This is a genomic window from Flavobacterium chungnamense (assembly GCF_039539165.1).
GTDB classification, from domain to species: Bacteria; Bacteroidota; Bacteroidia; order Flavobacteriales; family Flavobacteriaceae; genus Flavobacterium; species Flavobacterium chungnamense.
Genome location: NZ_BAABCS010000031.1, coordinates 21,045 through 38,470, shown reverse-complemented (window position 1 = coordinate 38,470; position 17,426 = coordinate 21,045). Strand labels below are relative to the sequence as shown.

Here is a 17,426-nt window from a genome sequence, read left to right as displayed (position 1 = left end):
CAAAAGTAAAACTAATTTTTTTTAATAGTTTTACAACATAAAATATCGTTTACTTTATGTCGCACAAAAGTCCTTTAAGAGAAGATAAAACTTGTTTGAATTGCAATCACGTTGTTGCAAGTCGCTTTTGTCCGAATTGTGGTCAAGAAAACACTGAATCTCGTAAAACTTTTCATCATTTGTTTATACACTTCTTTGAGGATTTAACACATTATGAAAATGCTTTTTGGAAAACGATTAAAAATCTTTTATTACGTCCTGCTTCATTAACAAAAGAATATTTATCAGGGAAACGTTTGTCTTACCTTGCTCCTGTAAGATTGTATATTTTTATAAGTTTCGTTACGTTTTTTCTAATATCACTTTTACCAAGTGATATTGAAGAAGAAATTAAAGCTGAAGAAGCCAAAACAGAAAAAAAGCAAACTAAGGCTGCTGGCGGATTAATCAAAATTAAAGAAGGAAATAAGATTGAAGAAGATTCTGTTGACGCTTCTCCTCAAGAATTAAAATTAAAATCTTTATTTGAAGAAGGTAAAATAACGAAAAAAGAATATGATACATTAGTTGATTATACAAAAAAATCAATTGAAAAACAAGGTGCTTTTTCTTTTGGAAGTGTCAAGTATAAATCAATAAAAGAGCTTGATTCTATTCAAAAATTTGGTAAAAACAAGTTAAGCCCAATAAGCTATTGGTTTGCAAAAAAGTTGATGAAAGTTACACAAAACAAAAACTCCGATGAAATAATTCCTGCATTTATAGAATCATTCAAGCACAACATTCCAAAAGCATTATTTGTTTATATGCCACTATTTGCCTTTTTATTATGGTTGTTTCATGACAAAAAGAAATGGTACTATTTTGATCACGGTATTTTTACTTTACATTATTTTTCTTTCATGCTTTTAATAATTTTAATTTCAACATTTTTAATTAGATTTATTTATCTATTTGGAGAAAATGGAGTTACAGAAACTATTGATTTTATATTAAACTTAATTATTCCTTTTTGGTTTATATATTACTTTTACAGAGCAAGTAAAAATTTCTATCAAGGTACTCGAATAACATCATTCATAAAAAGTAGTTTGCTGCTATTTTTAAATACAATTTTGATGTTTTTTGTTTTACTCTTTTTTATAATCTATTCATTCATAACCATACATTAAAATATGAAAAAAATAATAATTACAGGTTTAGCGCTAATACTTTTATCTTGTTCTGGAGCGCAAAATAGTCCTTCTACCAAAACGACTAAACCCTTAGATGTTAATAGCTATATTAACTCAATAACTTCTGAAGAACTTAAAACAAGTCTTACCATTGTTGCTTCTGATGAAATGCAAGGAAGAGAAACTGGAAGTGAAGGACAAAAAAAAGCTGGACAATATCTTATTGAACAATATAAGAAAAACGGAATTCCTTTTCCGAAAGGCGCTGATAGTTATTATCAAAAAGTTCCAGCAGCTTATTTGAACGAAAAAAGAAATGAAAACCTACCAGACTCAGAAAACATTTGGGCTTTCATAGAAGGTTCAGAAAAACCAAATGAAATCATTGTTATTTCAGCTCATTACGATCACGTTGGAATGAAAAACGGAGAAATTTACAATGGTGCCGATGACGATGGCTCAGGAACTGTAGCACTTTTAGAAATAGCACAAGCTTTTCAGAAAGCAAAGAAAGAAGGTCACGGACCAAAACGTTCAATCCTTATTCTTCATGTAACCGGTGAAGAACATGGCTTACATGGTTCAAGATATTATTCTGAAAATCCTTTATTTCCTTTGGCAAATACAGTAGCTGATGTTAATATTGACATGATTGGTCGTCGTGATGAAGCTCATAAAGACAGTAATAATTATGTTTATGTGATTGGTTCCGATTATCTTTCTACAGATTTATATAACATTTGTGAAGCTGTAAATACGAAATACACTAAACTAAACTTAGATTACAAATACAACGACAGAAAAGACAAAAACCGTTTTTATTATCGTTCAGATCATTACAATTTTGCTAAAAATGGAATTCCATCGGTATTTTTATTTAATGGAGTTCATGCTGATTACCACAAAGCAACAGATGAAGTTGATAAAATTGAATTTGATGCTCTAACTAAAAGAACTCAATATGCTTTTGCAATTGCTTGGGAAATAGCCAACAGAGAAGCTCGACTTGTAGTTGATAAAGATGGTAAATAGATTATAAAAAAAAGCTCCGATTAATGTCGGAGCTTTTTTTATATTAAAATTTTGAAATAAATTCCTTTAACAATTTTTCTGAAAAAAATAAAGACGAATAAGAATCGTGCGCTTGTGGATTATTTAATTCGAAATCAGCTAATTTATCTAGATATAATTTCAGTTGTTCTTTAGTTAATAGATTTCTATAATCTTGCTCTTGACGAATCAAAGTTTTAATATATAGAGTCGTATCTCTTTCATCTTCAGAAACATTCATCTTATTGTAAATAACTAACAATTCTTTATATTGACTGATGAATAAATCCTTGAAAATTGGATTTTGTTCTTCAGTATAATTTACAATTCCGAAAGTAATCCTACCTTTTGTTTGCCAGAACATAGTTTCACCTTCTGCACCTTTGGCAACAAAATTTTGCATCACAGCAACTTTAAGCTTAATTGCTCTTTCGATCTGTCCAAAGGTTAAGATTGGAGCTAAAAATAATATTAATAAATATTTCATCTTTTAAAATTATAGAAACAAAAGTAAAATATTTTCAAAAATAAATAAGGCATTTAACTAATAATTAGTGAATATGAAAACTATTTACTTAATTTGAAAGCTATAACCAAACCTACTAAAATGAAAAATTATACAATTCAGGAAATTAATGCCATTCTAAATGGTGAAATTATCGGAACTACCAACAACACCATAACTGCTCCAGAGCAATTAGAAGTAGCTACTGAAAATGAAATTTCTTTCATTGGAAATAAAAAATACGAAAAATATTGGGCAGCTTCAAAAGCTTGTGCTGCTATAGTAAACCAAGATATTTCAATAGAACCAGGTGAAAATCGAGTGTTTATAAAAGTAAAAAATGCCGATTTAGCAATGTCTCAAGTTCTTGAGATGTTTGCACCTCCTACTCCACAATTTAGTCACGAAATTCACCCAACAGCTACCATTGATGCGTCTGCAAAAATTGGAAATGGTTCTAGAATTGGAGCTGGATGTTATGTTGGTCCAAATGTAGTTTTAGGCGAAAATGTTACTTTATATCCAAATGTAACCATTCTTGACGAATCGACTATTGGAAACAATACGGTGATTTGGCCTGGAGCTGTACTACGTGAAAGATGTCATGTTGGAGCCTATTGTATTTTGCATCCCAACTGTACCATTGGCGCTGATGGATTTGGTTTTAGACCATGTCCAGAAAGAGGATTGGCAAAAATTCCACAAATTGGTAATGTAATTCTTGGAAATAATGTAGAAATTGGTGCAAACTCTTCTGTAGATAGAGGCAAATTCAGTTCGACAATTCTTGGTGATGGATGTAAGATTGATAATTTAGTTCAAATTGGACACAATAGTAAACTTGGAAAATTCTGTATTATGGCAGGAAATAGTGGTTTAGCAGGTTCTGTTACTTTAGGAAATGGAGTAATGATTGGAGGAAGTGCTTCTATAAAAGACCATTTAACTATTGGTGATAGAGCTATTGTAGGAGCAGGTTCTGGAGTTGCAGCCGATGTTGAGGCAGGAAAAACTGTTTTAGGATATCCAGCAGTTGATGCACGAACAGCCTTAAAACAATGGGCAATTTTAAAGCGAATGGCTACAGAATAACTATTAATTAAACTATATAAACAAAAAAAGCCTTGAATTTCTTCAAGGCTTTTTAATTAAGGGTGGCTGACCGGGTTCGAACCGGCGACCCTCGGCACCACAAACCAATACTCTAACCAGCTGAGCTACAACCACCATTTTTAACGAGTGCAAATGTATTGCAAAAGTTTTATTTTACAAAGAAAAAATTAAAAAAATTATTTCAAATCACTTAAGCTATTGACTGTCAAATATCTTTCTACAGTATATCCTTCAGCGTAAGCAACACCTGTTATTCTTCCTAAGTCTTGGGCTCTATATTTTACACTATCTAAGAAATTTTTCGAACTTATAGGAGACTCTGGTTCTTTAGAATTTGGATCATAAAACTGTGAGCCATAAGCTAAAATTGATTGCATTTTAACTTCCATAAAACCTGAAATATCTACTACAAAATCGGGTTCCAAATTTTTCCATTGGATGTAATGATATACTACTTTTGGTCGCCAAGCATTTTGTTTTTCACCATTGCTTTCGGTTTCAATCATTCGTAAACCTGATAAAAAACAAGCGTCAGAAACTAATTTGCTTCCTTTTCCATGATCGATATGTCTATCATCAATAGCGTTACAAAGCACAATTTCAGGTTGGTATTTTCTTATCATTTCTATGATTTTCAACTGATGTGCTTCATCGTTTACAAAGAAACCATCGCGCATATCAAGATTCTCTCTAACAGAAACACCCAGAATTTGAGAAGCCTTAGCTGATTCCGAATTACGAATTTCAACTGAACCTCGAGTTCCTAATTCACCACGAGTTAGATCGATAATTCCGACTTTCTTTCCGAGAGAAATTTCTTTTGCAATAGTTCCGCTACAACCCAATTCGATATCGTCTGGATGAGCGCCAAATGCTAATATATCTAGTTTCATTTTTAATATTGTATAATGATTATCTAATTTTATAATACACTTTTAATAGTCAAAGCCTTATTTTGTGTTTCTATAAATTCTTTTTCAGGATTACTATCTTTTGTAATTCCGCAACCAATATATAAATTTACTTCTTTATTTTCAATTTTCATGCATCGCAAGTTCACAAATAAATCCGTTTGTTTTTCTTTAAAGGTTTGAAAATCCTTATTCCATTCTCCTAAAAAACCTGAATAAAATTCTCTATTATAACCTTCGTTTTCTAAAATAAATTGTTTGGCAACCTCTTTTGGAAATCCACAAACTGCAGGTGTTGGATGTAACGAATCGATAATATTCGGAATACTATTCCTATCCTCAATTTCAGCTTGAATGTCTGTTTTAAGATGTACTAAATTTCCAGCTTGTTGATTATACGGTTTTGAATAAGTTACATTTTCTGAAAAATATTTTAAGTTCTTTACAATGAAATCGGTAACTATTTGCTGTTCTGAAATTTCTTTATCCTGCCATTTAATCAATTCTAAACCAGTGTTTAATTGTGTTCCAGCTAAAGAAACTGTTTTAACCAATTTTTCATCTATTTTTAAAAACTGTTCCGGTGTTGCACCCATCCAAAAACCAATTTTAGGATGATAAAAACAATATTTAAATGCCGATTTGTAATTAAATAGTAGTTTTCTAAAAACCAATTCAATATCAAAATTATCAATTTGTGTGGTTTCCTTTCTTGATAAAACTACTTTTTCAAATGCTCCATTTTGAATAGAGTCAATTCCTTTTTTTACCAAACTCTCAAACTTAACTTTATCCTCTAAATTGGTTTCTGATTTAAAATTATTTTCAAAAATAAAATCCGAATTTGATATTGTTTCGAAATAAATATCCGAATTCTCTTCAGGAATTAAATACCTTTTTTGATTATCAAAAGATACAAATGCAAAACCACTTTTATCATTTTCAAGCTCAAATAGCGAATCATTTTTCTGAAGAAAAGCAATTATCTTGTCGGAATTAGGTTTGCAATAACAAACAAATGGAAGTTTGTTTTTGAACTGCTCTTTTACTTTTAGAAATAAGAAACTCATCGTCCTTTACTTGGTAAAATCATGTTAGTTAGTTTGCACAACGATATTAATCTATCGGTTTCATCTACAATTCTAATTTCCCAAAGATGAATACTCGCACCTTTGTGAAGAATTTTAGCTGTCGCTGTTACCATTCCTTCACGTTTACTTCTAACATGGTTGGCAGAAATCTCTATACCGCGCACTTCTTGTTTTTCTGGATTAACAAACATAATGGATGCTGCACTTCCAACGCTTTCTGCTAAAGCAACAGAAGCACCACCATGCAACAATCCCATGGGTTGATGCACTCTAGGATTTACAGGCATCGTTGCCACTAGAAAATCCTCACCAGCGTCGATGTATTCAATCTCTAATGTTTGCATCAAAGTATTTTTAGACCACTCGTTACATAGTTGTAACATCTTCTCTTTATCAAATGACATAGCAATAATTTTATACAAAATTAGTCATTTTTAAATTACTTGATTAGGAAGTAAACTAATAAGTAACTTTTGACGTTATCTATTTTTGAAATTTCAAATTATTACATACATTTACCAAAATTCAGTGATCCATGCGTAAATTACTTTTTTTATTATTTATAACTATTGCTCTAAGTTCTTGTAGAAAAGACTTTGAATTTGAACCGAATACTGGCGGATTATCATTTTCAAAAGACACCGTTTATCTTGATACTGTTTTTACTAACATTGGTTCAAGCACCTACAGATTAAAAGTTTACAACAAAAGTGACAAAGACATCTCAATCCCTAAAGTTCAATTAGGAAAAGGCATCAACTCTAAGTACCGATTAATGATTGACGGAATGACTGGAGATGCTGGTGCTCAAGGTAAAATCTTTAGTAATGTAGAATTGCTTGCTAAAGACAGTTTGTTCATTTTCATTGAAGTTACAAGTGATGTTGCAAGTGCTAATCCTACTGATTTCCTTTACACAGACCAAATACAATTCACAAACGTCACTGGTGCGCCGCAAACTGTGGAATTGGTGACTTTAATTCAAGATGCTATTTTCATCTATCCAAATCGTACTCAGAATATTGATAATTCATATACCTATGAAAATATTTCTTTAGGACTAGATACTGACGGAAATGAAATTAAACTCATAGGAAGTAATTTAAGTGAAACCGATCCTGTAAATGGTGATGAACTCCATTGGACCAGTGCAAAACCCTATGTAGTTTACGGCAATGCTTTAGTTCCGAATGGAAAAACTCTTGTTGTAGATTCAGGAGCCAGAGTACATTTTCATGCCAATTCAAGTTTGATAGTCAATCAAAATGCATCCATTCAAGTAAATGGAGGAAATCCACCTGCCAATAATCCAGAGAATATAACCAATGAAGTGATTTTTGAAGGAGACAGATTAGAACCTTCATTTGCAAATGTTCCTGGACAATGGGGATCAATAATAATTTTATCGGAGTTAAATAGTAACACCATTAATTATCTTACTATAAAAAATGCTACTGTTGGATTATTAGCACAAAAAAGATTAGCTGTAGATGAAGACGACACACATCAACCTAAAGTTACAATAACCAATTCTCAAATATACAATTGTTCCAACGTAGGTATCTTAGGTAGAGATGCGCAAATTACTGGTTCTAACTTAGTTGTCAACTATTGTGGTGAAGCAAGTTTGGCGGCAACTCTTGGTGGTTCTTATAATTTCACACATTGTACCTTTAACAATAATTGGAATAGCTCAAGTCAGGTTGCTGTACTTTTGAGTAATTATTTAGAAACATCTACTACGCTTTATATTAGTGATTTGAATGCAGCAAACTTTAACAATTGTATTATTTATGGAAGTAATCAAATAGAAATGTTCCTTGATAAAAAAACAGAAGCGCCTTCACTATTTAATTACAAATTCAATCATTGTTTGATTAAATTCAACAACATCAACAACCAGTTTTCAAACAATCCTTTGTATCCACCAACTAATACAACTGACTATACTTCTTGTTATATCGCAACTAATTCTTCTACATTCAATCCGAAGTTTAAGAATGTGGCTAAAAATAAATTATGGTTAAGCGAAGCTTGGAATACAGCAATGACAAATGATGCTGTATTTAGCTCTTTCAATGATATTGTTGGCAATTCACGAAGTTCTAATGTTGCATTGGGTGCTTATCAATTTGTTCCTTAAAAAACCAAATAAATTTAAAAGGTTTCAGTTATTTTAATTGAAACCTTTTTTTTTACAAAATTGTCAAAAACTCGTTAAAAACTATTTGCTTCTTTTTTGGCACTCCACACTATTTGACTTAAATTTGCACCACAACTAAAATTGAACCTTAATCAGATTAGAATCTGAAACAAGTTCAGATTAAACAACAACACAATGATTCACTTTTTCGGAAACGAAACCGCTACTGTATTTGCTGTGCAATCACACAACAAATTATCCGCAGAAACTACCTCAAAATTAAATTGGCTTTTTGGCAACGCACATAAAATAGATAAATCCGTACTTGCGGATTTTTTTGTTGGTCCACGTGCCGCTATGGTTACTCCTTGGAGCACCAATGCAGTTGAAATTACTCAAAACATGGGAATCGAAGGCATCATCAGAATTGAAGAATTTGAAAAAGTTTCAAGTGATTTCTCCGATTTTGATCCAATGCTTTTGCAAAAATATTTAGAATTAAATCAAGATATTTTCACCATCAATATTCAACCAGAAGCTATTCTTGAAATTGAAGATATTTCCGCTTACAACAAGCAAGAAGGTTTGGCGCTAAACGATGAAGAAGTAATTTATTTAGAAAATCTATCTAAAAAACTAAACAGAAAATTAACTGATTCCGAGATTTTTGCCTTTTCACAAGCTAATTCTGAACATTGTCGCCATAAAATTTTCAACGGAACTTTTATCATTGATGGCGTTGAAAAAGAAACTTCTTTATTCAAATTGATTAAGAAAACATCCTCTGAAAATCCGAACGATATTGTTTCCGCATACAAAGATAATGTAGCTTTTGTAAAAGGTCCGAAAGTGACTCAATTTGCTCCAAAAAGTGCAGATAAACCCGATTTTTACCAAGAAACAGCATTTGATTCCGTACTTTCTTTAAAAGCAGAAACCCACAATTTCCCAACAACTGTTGAACCTTTCAATGGTGCTGCAACTGGTTCTGGTGGTGAAATAAGAGATAGATTAGCAGGTGGACAAGGTTCGCTTCCTTTAGCTGGAACTGCAGTTTATATGACTTCTTATTCAAGATTAACCAACAATCGAAAATATGAAGAAGCTATGGCAGAACGTCCATGGTTGTACCAAACTCCAATGGATATTTTGATAAAAGCATCCAATGGAGCGTCCGATTTTGGAAATAAATTTGGACAACCTTTGATTACTGGTTCGGTTTTGACATTTGAACATAGTGAGGCTTCGAGTACCTCAGCCTCCGACACTTTGACAAGCTCAGCGCAAGTAAGAAAGTTAGGTTACGACAAAGTAATCATGCAAGCCGGTGGAATTGGTTACGGAAAGTTAGATCAAGCCCTAAAAAAGAAACCACAAGAAGGCGATAAAATCGTGATTCTTGGTGGTGAAAATTATAGAATTGGAATGGGTGGTGCAGCAGTATCCTCAGCAGATACTGGAGCTTTTGGTTCAGGAATTGAATTGAATGCTATTCAACGTTCGAATCCTGAAATGCAAAAACGTGCTGCCAATGCCATTCGTGGTTTGGTAGAAAGCGATAACAATCCAATTGTTTCTATTCACGATCATGGTGCTGGTGGGCATTTGAATTGTCTTTCAGAATTAGTGGAAGAAACTGGTGGATTAATCGATTTAGATAAATTGCCAGTTGGTGATCCAACGCTTTCTGCTAAAGAAATTATTGGTAACGAATCGCAAGAACGAATGGGATTGGTTATTGGTCAAAAAGATATCGAAACACTTCAAAAAATTGCTGATAGAGAACGTTCTCCAATGTATCAAGTTGGTGATGTTACTAATGACCATAGATTTACTTTTGAGTCGAAAACTACTGGTGCAAAACCAATGGATTATGCGCTAGAAGACTTTTTCGGAAGTTCGCCAAAAACCATTATAACTGACAAAACTATTGTTAGAAATTATAGTGATTTAGACTATTCGCAAGAAAATATTCCGGCTTATTTAGAAGAAGTTTTAAAGCTAGAAGCTGTTGCTTGTAAAGATTGGTTAACTAATAAAGTCGATCGTTGTGTTGGTGGAAAAGTGGCCAAACAACAATGCGCTGGACCATTGCAATTGCCATTGAATAACGTTGGTGTAATGGCTTTGGATTATAATGGCAAAGAAGGAATTGCAACATCAATTGGGCACGCTCCTATTTCGGCATTGATTGACCCTAAAGCTGGAAGTAGAAATGCTATTGCCGAAGCGTTATCAAATATCGTTTTTGCTCCTTTAAAAGATAACTTAAAATCCGTTTCACTTTCTGCCAACTGGATGTGGGCTTGTAAAAATGAAGGTGAAGATGCTAGATTGTATGAAGCTGTTGAAGCTTGTTCAGAGTTTGCTATCGAATTGGGAATCAATATTCCAACTGGAAAAGATTCGCTTTCTATGAAACAAAAATATCCAAATGATGAAGTAATTGCTCCAGGAACAGTTATTATTTCGGCCGCTGGAAATTGTTCGAATATTACTAAAGTAGTGGAACCTGTTTTGCAAAAAAATAAAGGTTCAATTTACTACATCAATTTATCGCAAGATGATTTTAAATTGGGTGGAAGTTCGTTTGCTCAAACCTTAAATAAGATTGGTTCTGAAACTCCAACAATCAAAGATTCCAAATTTTTCAAGAACGCATTTAATATAATTCAATGGTTAATTAAAGACAGACAAATCGTTGCAGGACATGATATTGGAAGTGGTGGATTAATCACAACTTTATTAGAAATGTGTTTTGCTGATGTGAATTTGGGTGCTAAAATTTCTTTTGATGTTTTCAAAGAAAAAGATTTAGTCAAAATTCTATTTGCAGAAAATATTGGAATTGTTCTTCAAGCAAAAGACGATGTTGTTTTTGAAAAAGCATTTGAAGGTTTAGAATACTATAAACTTGGTTCTGTTGAAAGTTCTGATGTTTTAGAAATTGATAGTTTCAAGTTTCAAGTTTCAAGTTATAGAGAAATGTGGTTTGAAACCTCTTTCCTACTCGACCAAAAACAAACTAAAAATAATAAAGCTAAAGAGCGTTTTGATAATTTAGGGCAACAAGCTTTACAATATAAATTTCCTATTCATTTTACAGGATTGAAACCTGTAATTGATGCAACAAAACCTCGCCCTAAAGCAGCTATTATTCGTGAGAAAGGAAGTAATTCTGAGCGTGAAATGGCTAATGCCATGTACTTAGCTGGATTTGATGTCAAAGACGTTCACATGACCGATTTGATTTCGGGAAGAGAAACTTTGGAAGACATTCAGTTTATTGGTGCTGTTGGTGGATTCTCCAATTCGGATGTTTTGGGTTCGGCTAAAGGTTGGGCTGGAGCATTCAAATACAACGAAAAAGCAAACATTGCTCTGAAAAAATTCTTTGAACGTGAAGACACACTTTCTGTTGGAATTTGTAATGGTTGTCAGTTGTTTATGGAATTAGAATTGGTAAATCCAGAACATGAAGTTCATGGAAAAATGCTTCATAACGATTCGCACAAACACGAAAGCGGATTTACATCGGTAACGATTCAAGAAAATCATTCTGTGATGTTGAATACTTTGGCTGGGACAACTCTTGGTGTTTGGATTTCGCATGGTGAAGGAAAATTCAAATTGCCTTATGCTGAAGATAAATACAACATTGTAGCCAAATATGCTTACGAAGGTTATCCTGCCAATCCAAATGGTTCTGATTTCAACACAGCGATGATGTGCGACAAAACTGGAAGACATTTGGTAATGATGCCACACATTGAACGCTCAACATTTCCTTGGAATTGGGCTTACTATCCAACTGATAAAAAGGATGAAGTTTCACCATGGATTGAAGCTTTTATCAATGCAAGACTTTGGATTGAAAAACAATAACTCGTTTTATAAAACATTTGAAATCCTTAATTGTGTTAAAGCAATTAAGGATTTTTTTATATATTTACGAGTACTTACAAACAGTTATAATTATTTGTAAATGTTTGTTTGTGAAACATATACATAAGTTGTATGCAAAATTCTGAAAATGGGATGCATAAAAATTTTTTAGTATAAAGTAAATACAATAAAATAAAAAAAATTAAAACTATAAAAACAATTAAATTAAATTATTATGAAGAAAATTATTAATGCATTATTATTTTTAGCTATAGTGACAAACTGCCTATCACAAGTAAAAGTATCAGACACAAAAGTACCAGAACTGATTGGAGAAATTAGATTAATGGGTAAATTAAACATAAGTCTTACTAAAGACAATGGAATATGTGAATTAACATATATAGATGAAAAATTTACTCAAATTACAAATTATAAATCGTTCTTATTCAGAGAATCAGACATTGAAACCATTTATAACTTATTAACATCTGAACAAGAAAAAGGAACGAAAAAGACTATAGAACTAGAAGATGGAGGTCGCTTAGATATTGAATTTAATAAATCAATGGGAAGTAAATACATTACAATATATCATATCGATAAAGCTGGTGTTATTGGAATGTGTAGAATGAATTTAAAACAAATAAATAAAGTTTTTGGAAAAAGTACTAAATAGTTAAAAATAAAGCCATCGTACAACAAAAGTTTGGCAATATGGTGGATTTAGGCTTAATTTAAAATTGGTTTTATACTTGCAAAATCAGTTTTTAACCATTAGTTTATGCTTCCTTAATATGCCACATCCCACGCTACAGCGCGAATCCCTTCGCGTGATAACTAAATAAGCTAAAGCAGTATTGAGAAATAAAACCAAATTAAAATATTTTAGAAAAAAATACTTTATTTACAATACATGACACGCGAAACGATTCGCGCGGTAGCTAAGGAAAGTATTCACGCTTTAGCGAGGGTTTTATAAGACATTTGAAATCCATAATTGTGTTAAAGCAATTAAGGATTTTTTTATATATTTACGAATACTTACAAACAGTTACTAGGCATTTGTAAATGTTTGTTTGTGGAGCTTATATACAAGTTACCAATAATAATATAGCATCTAGATTGGAAAAAGAATATCACAATATTTATGACAACGAAAAATTAAAATCATTGATAGATTCTAATAATGTCATCAATTGTGACATTTGTATTAGACAATCTAATTCAAAAGACAAAGTTCTAAGTCTAAAGAATGTAAAAGCTATTAATGGTAATCTTAGTATAGATTCTGATGATTTAATTGATTTAGGAGGACTTGAATTAATAAATGGAAATTTTTGGTTATCCACTTGTAAAAATCTAAAATCCTTAAATAATTTAATTGAAATTAATGGTGAAGCCAATTTAAGATATTCGTCAATTGAATATTTAGGAGAGCTCACTCATGTTCATGGAAAGCTTTCCTTGAGAGACACGAATATCACAAATCTAAATAATTTGCAATTTGTCGGAGGTGAACTATTTCTCCCAAAACGGTTAGAAAAAATATCAATTTCAAAAATAATTATTAAGGGAAAAGTTAGATATTGGAATGATAAAGACACTTCAAATATATCTAAACTGAACCAAAAAAAAGAATGGGGACAATCAAATAATTTACATTTTTCTGAGATTCATTCTCTAGAATTAGATAACAAAAAGCGATTCGTTACTGGAAAATATCTTGTGAGAAAATGTTTTAATCCAAGTGAATTAAACAATCACATAACTGAAAACTCAGATGATTTTTTTCAATTTATTGATAAAAAGTTAGAAGAGCTATATGGAAATAAATACTCGTTTTTTCATTCAATATTTAATGAACTTAAATCTGTTAAAGAACTTAATAGCGAATTTCCAAATTATAAAATAGACAAGAGAAAGCAATTAGATTACTTTGAAATAAATAAAAGTGTAAATGAAATAATAAACAAAAATAAAAACAACACTCCTTTCTATAAATATTTTTCAGCATTAAAACAATTCAAAATCGAATATCAATTTTCAGGATATACGGCAAAATATTTACTAAGATACAACGAGCACAAACTTACATTATGTGAAAGTACAGGAATAGATAAAAACTCATTTATTTATTTTATTGAAAATTCCATATTATCAATCTTCTCCATTTTCGTAATTTCAAATCAAAATGAATACAGAGTTTCTAAAGGTTTGCCTAAAATTGGTGAGGGTTGGTTATCAGAAACGGAACTTTATCAGAATCTTAAAAAACATTTTAGTTCCTACAAAGTTCAACAACATGGTAAAACAAAATGGTTAGGTAAACAACACATTGATATTTGGTTTCCTCAACTTAATATAGGCGTAGAATTTCATGGAAAACAACACTACGAACCAGTAAAACACTTTGGAGGAATTGAAGCATTTATAAAAAATCAAGAACGTGACTTGAGAAAAAAAGAGCTTTTTAAAGTCAACAACTCAACTCTAATTGAAGTTACGCATGGATTCGATTATGAAAAACTAATTAATGAGATTGAGCAAATAATTATTGCTGCTAAATCATAAAAAAATATAATTTAAAATAATTACTACCCCACGCTACCATGCGAATCACTTCGCATAGGAACTAAACAAGCAAAAGCAGTAATTGAGAAATAAAAACCATATTAAAATATTTTCAAAAAATACTAAATTTACAAAACATTACACGCGAAAGGATTCGCGAGGTATCGAAGAATACCAGACTTTGGATTGTAAAACAATAAATAAAAAAACTGCCCTAAAGCAGTTTTCCTAAACTAACCAACAATACAAAAAAGTAAAACTAAAAACTTTTAAAACTTATCGGTTTCTAAAACCCTAATGTTTCCGGGATAAAGAACACTTGGGTCCCACGCTAACGCGCGAATCCCTTCGCGTGGTAACTAAACAAGCTAAAGCAGTAATTGAGGAGTAAAAAACATATTAAATTATTTTATCAAAAAACTATATTTACAATACATGTCACGCGAAAGGATTCGGACGTTATCGAGGAAATGTTTTAAAAGAACGAGAACGATTAAAGAAAATGGCGATTATTAACTTTAGAAATGAGTACCAAAAATTAAAATTAACAAAAATCAAAAAAAACATTTATATTTGAATTATTAACTAAATACTCTCATTGGAAAAGTCAAATTTAGTTTGAAGATGTACAATTAATTATTTAAGTTCAATTTGAAATAGGCAGCAGAAATGAAACACATTTTAGTTACATTAATATTACTTACTCAATTTATTTGTTTTTCACAAAAACAAGATAGAGAAAAAGAAATGCGAGAAACAATTTCATGGATAAATAATAAATTAAGGGACAAAGGGGTAGATCAAAATTTCTTATTTCAAGAAATTGTTTATGTAAAAGGTGAACCAATTCTTTATTTGGTTCAGTCACCGGGCATATGTTCGGATAAATGCGATATTGTACAAATTCCAATTAAAAAAATTAAACATATTAGATTTGCGGAGGCAACGAATCATCTTTTATACTTTGAAACAAAAAATAGTGAAGAAATAATTTGGTATCAAAGTGAAGACAAATCTTGTGGTCAAATTGGTGATTATACTTTTATTGAATTGTGGGGTTCTATTGAACAGAATAATTTGATTTTGAGATTACAAAATGCATTTTCTTATTTAATGGAACTTTACGATAATGATGGCGTTGAAAAGTTTTAATCCGGTCATAGCCACGAGATGCTTTTAAAACCACGCTACCGTGCGAATCCCTTCTCGTGTTAACTAAATAAGCTAAAGCAGTATTGAGAAATAAAAACCATATTAAAATATTTTAGAAAAAAATACTTTATTTACAATATATGACACGCGAAAGGATTCGCGCGGTAGCGAGGGATATATGGCTGATTGGATAAATTATATTGCTAGAAAAAAAAATGTTTCAGAAATTGAAATAGACATTTTGAATAAGAAGGTAACTCCAACAGAAGTTAATATACAACCGCTAATTGCCGACTTGGAAAAGTTGAAAAATATAATCCAAGCAGAACTGAAAAGTTGTGGCTTTGAAATGTCTTTTATTACAATTGCAAAAATGCGTTTTGAAATTCCATTCAATTCTCCAAATACAAATCCTATTGTATATTGTTATCCATTTTTGGAAGACGAAAAGGGAAAAATATATAAACCGAAAAATAGGATTGTTGAAGTTGCTTACGAAGTAAATTTCAATCCAATAAAAAAAGTTAGATATTTAATAATGGAAAAAATTAACCGCCTAGTAAAATAAAGGTAGCTAATAACAGCCGTTTGGCGTCATTCTGTCTGAACAAAAAAATGAATAGAATTAAAAAAATAAGAGGTCACAAAAAAATTCAGAAAAAAATTCAAAATTGGATTGAACAAAATAGAACTATAAATATTAGTGACTTTTTGGCAAACAAATATTGTTATACTTATGTTTCATTGAATCCTTATTTTAACATTTCAGTTAATGATAGTAATATTCCAGAACCAAAAAAAGAAACTAGAAAACAAATTATATTAGGTTTACAAGAAATATATAATAATTGGAAAATTGAACTTGATAAATTGAATCAACCATATTTTTTAAAAATTTATTTATTTGAGCCTCGAATTTCAAAATCACAAGTTATTTGTGCAATTGGAAAAGAAAAAATCGAATATTATAAAAATTTCTTTCGTATTGCGGATAAGGATAATAGCTTGTCAAATTTTAAAAAAATAATAAGTTCTGATTTTAAGTGGAAAACTCATCTAGATGATGATATATATAGTGAACAAGAATTACTGTCTCCAGAAAGCTATTATTATAGTGAAGAAGATTACAATTATTGCAAAAAACTATTGAAAAAATTACAAAATAAAAATTATACTAAAGTAAAGACAGAAGATGAATATGGAAAAGATTATCTGTATTATGTACCTAAAGGTAAAGTCTTTATTGGTGGAAAATAAAAAAAGAAACCCTAACAGAAGTTTAGCAAGATTCCGAATTTTGTGGTAAAATCATGACTTTGGATTAAAAAAAATAAAAAAAAACTGCCCTAAAGCAGTTTTCCTAAACTAACCAACAATACAAAAAGTAAAACTAAAAACTTTTAAAACTTATCGGTTTCCAAAACCCTCAGGTTTCCGGGATAAAGAACACTTGGGTCATCTTCTGCTGTTACAAAAATCAGTTTCGGTTTAGAGGATGAAACCGTTTCAAATTTTACATGAAGTTTTGATGTGCTAATAATTTGTCCCAGATTAATAGGATTATCATCTTCAGTCAACATCCAAACAACATACGTCATTCTTGGTGGATTCAATCGTTCTGGTTCTGCCAAATACGAAATTTGTAATTCAATATTATAATTGTTGTTTTTATCTTTTTTTACCGAAACTTCGCCTCTTGCAGCAGGAGTTATAGGTGAATTATTAAAAACGGTTTTCTTAGCACATGAAACACTTAATACTAAAAACAAAATCGAAAGAATCAAAATTACTTGTTTAATACTTATTGAAAATTTTATTGTTTTCATG

General features: G+C 31.0%; 15 protein-coding genes and 1 tRNA gene. 10 read left to right on the top strand and 6 right to left on the bottom strand.

What is annotated here, in order from left to right; genetic code table 11:
* Positions 1 to 56 precede the first annotated feature (56 nt).
* On the top strand, positions 57 to 1,172 hold the full coding sequence (locus ABD771_RS13965; protein ID WP_345095664.1) for a DUF3667 domain-containing protein: 1,116 nt from the start codon (positions 57 to 59) through the stop codon (positions 1,170 to 1,172).
* A gap of 3 nt (positions 1,173 to 1,175) precedes the next feature.
* Complete coding sequence (locus tag ABD771_RS13960) at positions 1,176 to 2,207, top strand: M28 family metallopeptidase (RefSeq protein WP_345095662.1); 1,032 nt, start codon at positions 1,176 to 1,178, stop codon at positions 2,205 to 2,207.
* Positions 2,208 to 2,250: 43 nt separating this feature from the next.
* On the opposite strand, the gene ABD771_RS13955 is transcribed toward ABD771_RS13960, so the two are convergent.
* Entirely contained in the window at positions 2,251 to 2,712 is a 462-nt protein-coding gene (locus tag ABD771_RS13955) for a hypothetical protein (protein WP_345095660.1), read from the bottom strand.
* A gap of 120 nt (positions 2,713 to 2,832) precedes the next feature.
* Between ABD771_RS13955 and lpxD the strand changes: the two genes are divergently transcribed.
* Entirely contained in the window at positions 2,833 to 3,822 is a 990-nt protein-coding gene (lpxD, locus tag ABD771_RS13950) for a UDP-3-O-(3-hydroxymyristoyl)glucosamine N-acyltransferase (RefSeq protein ID WP_345095658.1), read from the top strand.
* 61 nt (positions 3,823 to 3,883) lie between these two features.
* Here the strand turns inward: lpxD and ABD771_RS13945 are convergent.
* The 4 genes from ABD771_RS13945 to ABD771_RS13930 all read right to left on the bottom strand — a co-directional run bounded on the left by ABD771_RS13945 (position 3,884) and on the right by ABD771_RS13930 (position 6,249).
* Positions 3,884 to 3,957, bottom strand: a tRNA-His gene (locus ABD771_RS13945).
* Positions 3,958 to 4,019: 62 nt separating this feature from the next.
* Positions 4,020 to 4,736, bottom strand: coding sequence for a bacillithiol biosynthesis deacetylase BshB1 (gene bshB1 / locus ABD771_RS13940; RefSeq protein WP_345095656.1), 717 nt, complete (start codon positions 4,734 to 4,736; stop codon positions 4,020 to 4,022).
* Between the two features lie 29 nt (positions 4,737 to 4,765).
* A complete protein-coding gene (locus ABD771_RS13935) occupies positions 4,766 to 5,824 on the bottom strand; it encodes an isochorismate synthase (protein ID WP_345095653.1) in 1,059 nt (352 codons plus the stop codon).
* Entirely contained in the window at positions 5,821 to 6,249 is a 429-nt protein-coding gene (locus ABD771_RS13930) for a hotdog fold thioesterase (RefSeq protein ID WP_345095651.1), read from the bottom strand. Before ABD771_RS13930 ends, ABD771_RS13935 begins: the two co-directional genes overlap by 4 nt.
* Positions 6,250 to 6,380: 131 nt before the next feature.
* Here ABD771_RS13930 and ABD771_RS13925 point away from each other — a divergent pair, with 131 nt between their 5' ends.
* The 7 genes from ABD771_RS13925 to ABD771_RS13895 all read left to right on the top strand — a co-directional run bounded on the left by ABD771_RS13925 (position 6,381) and on the right by ABD771_RS13895 (position 16,856).
* The gene (locus tag ABD771_RS13925; RefSeq protein ID WP_345095649.1) at positions 6,381 to 7,988 is read left to right on the top strand and encodes a hypothetical protein; all 1,608 of its coding nucleotides are present in this window, start codon (positions 6,381 to 6,383) and stop codon (positions 7,986 to 7,988) included.
* Between the two features lie 195 nt (positions 7,989 to 8,183).
* Positions 8,184 to 11,873, top strand: a complete 3,690-nt coding sequence (purL, locus tag ABD771_RS13920; RefSeq protein WP_345095647.1) for a phosphoribosylformylglycinamidine synthase — start codon at positions 8,184 to 8,186, stop codon at positions 11,871 to 11,873.
* Between the two features lie 235 nt (positions 11,874 to 12,108).
* Positions 12,109 to 12,552: a hypothetical protein gene (locus tag ABD771_RS13915; protein ID WP_345095645.1), complete on the top strand. Its 444-nt coding sequence runs from the start codon at positions 12,109 to 12,111 to the stop codon at positions 12,550 to 12,552.
* Between the two features lie 446 nt (positions 12,553 to 12,998).
* Positions 12,999 to 14,447 carry a hypothetical protein gene (locus ABD771_RS13910; protein ID WP_345095643.1) on the top strand — a complete coding sequence of 483 codons (1,449 nt, stop codon included), beginning with the start codon at positions 12,999 to 13,001 and terminating at the stop codon, positions 14,445 to 14,447.
* Positions 14,448 to 15,116: 669 nt separating this feature from the next.
* Positions 15,117 to 15,599 carry a hypothetical protein gene (locus tag ABD771_RS13905; RefSeq protein ID WP_345095640.1) on the top strand — a complete coding sequence of 161 codons (483 nt, stop codon included), beginning with the start codon at positions 15,117 to 15,119 and terminating at the stop codon, positions 15,597 to 15,599.
* A gap of 178 nt (positions 15,600 to 15,777) precedes the next feature.
* Positions 15,778 to 16,167, top strand: coding sequence for a hypothetical protein (locus ABD771_RS13900; protein WP_345095636.1), 390 nt, complete (start codon positions 15,778 to 15,780; stop codon positions 16,165 to 16,167).
* Positions 16,168 to 16,214: 47 nt separating this feature from the next.
* A complete protein-coding gene (locus ABD771_RS13895; protein ID WP_345095634.1) occupies positions 16,215 to 16,856 on the top strand; it encodes a hypothetical protein in 642 nt (213 codons plus the stop codon).
* 143 nt (positions 16,857 to 16,999) lie between these two features.
* Here the strand turns inward: ABD771_RS13895 and ABD771_RS13890 are convergent, their stop codons facing one another.
* Positions 17,000 to 17,425, bottom strand: coding sequence for a hypothetical protein (locus tag ABD771_RS13890; RefSeq protein ID WP_345095633.1), 426 nt, complete (start codon positions 17,423 to 17,425; stop codon positions 17,000 to 17,002).
* Between the last annotated feature and the right edge of the window lies 1 nt (position 17,426).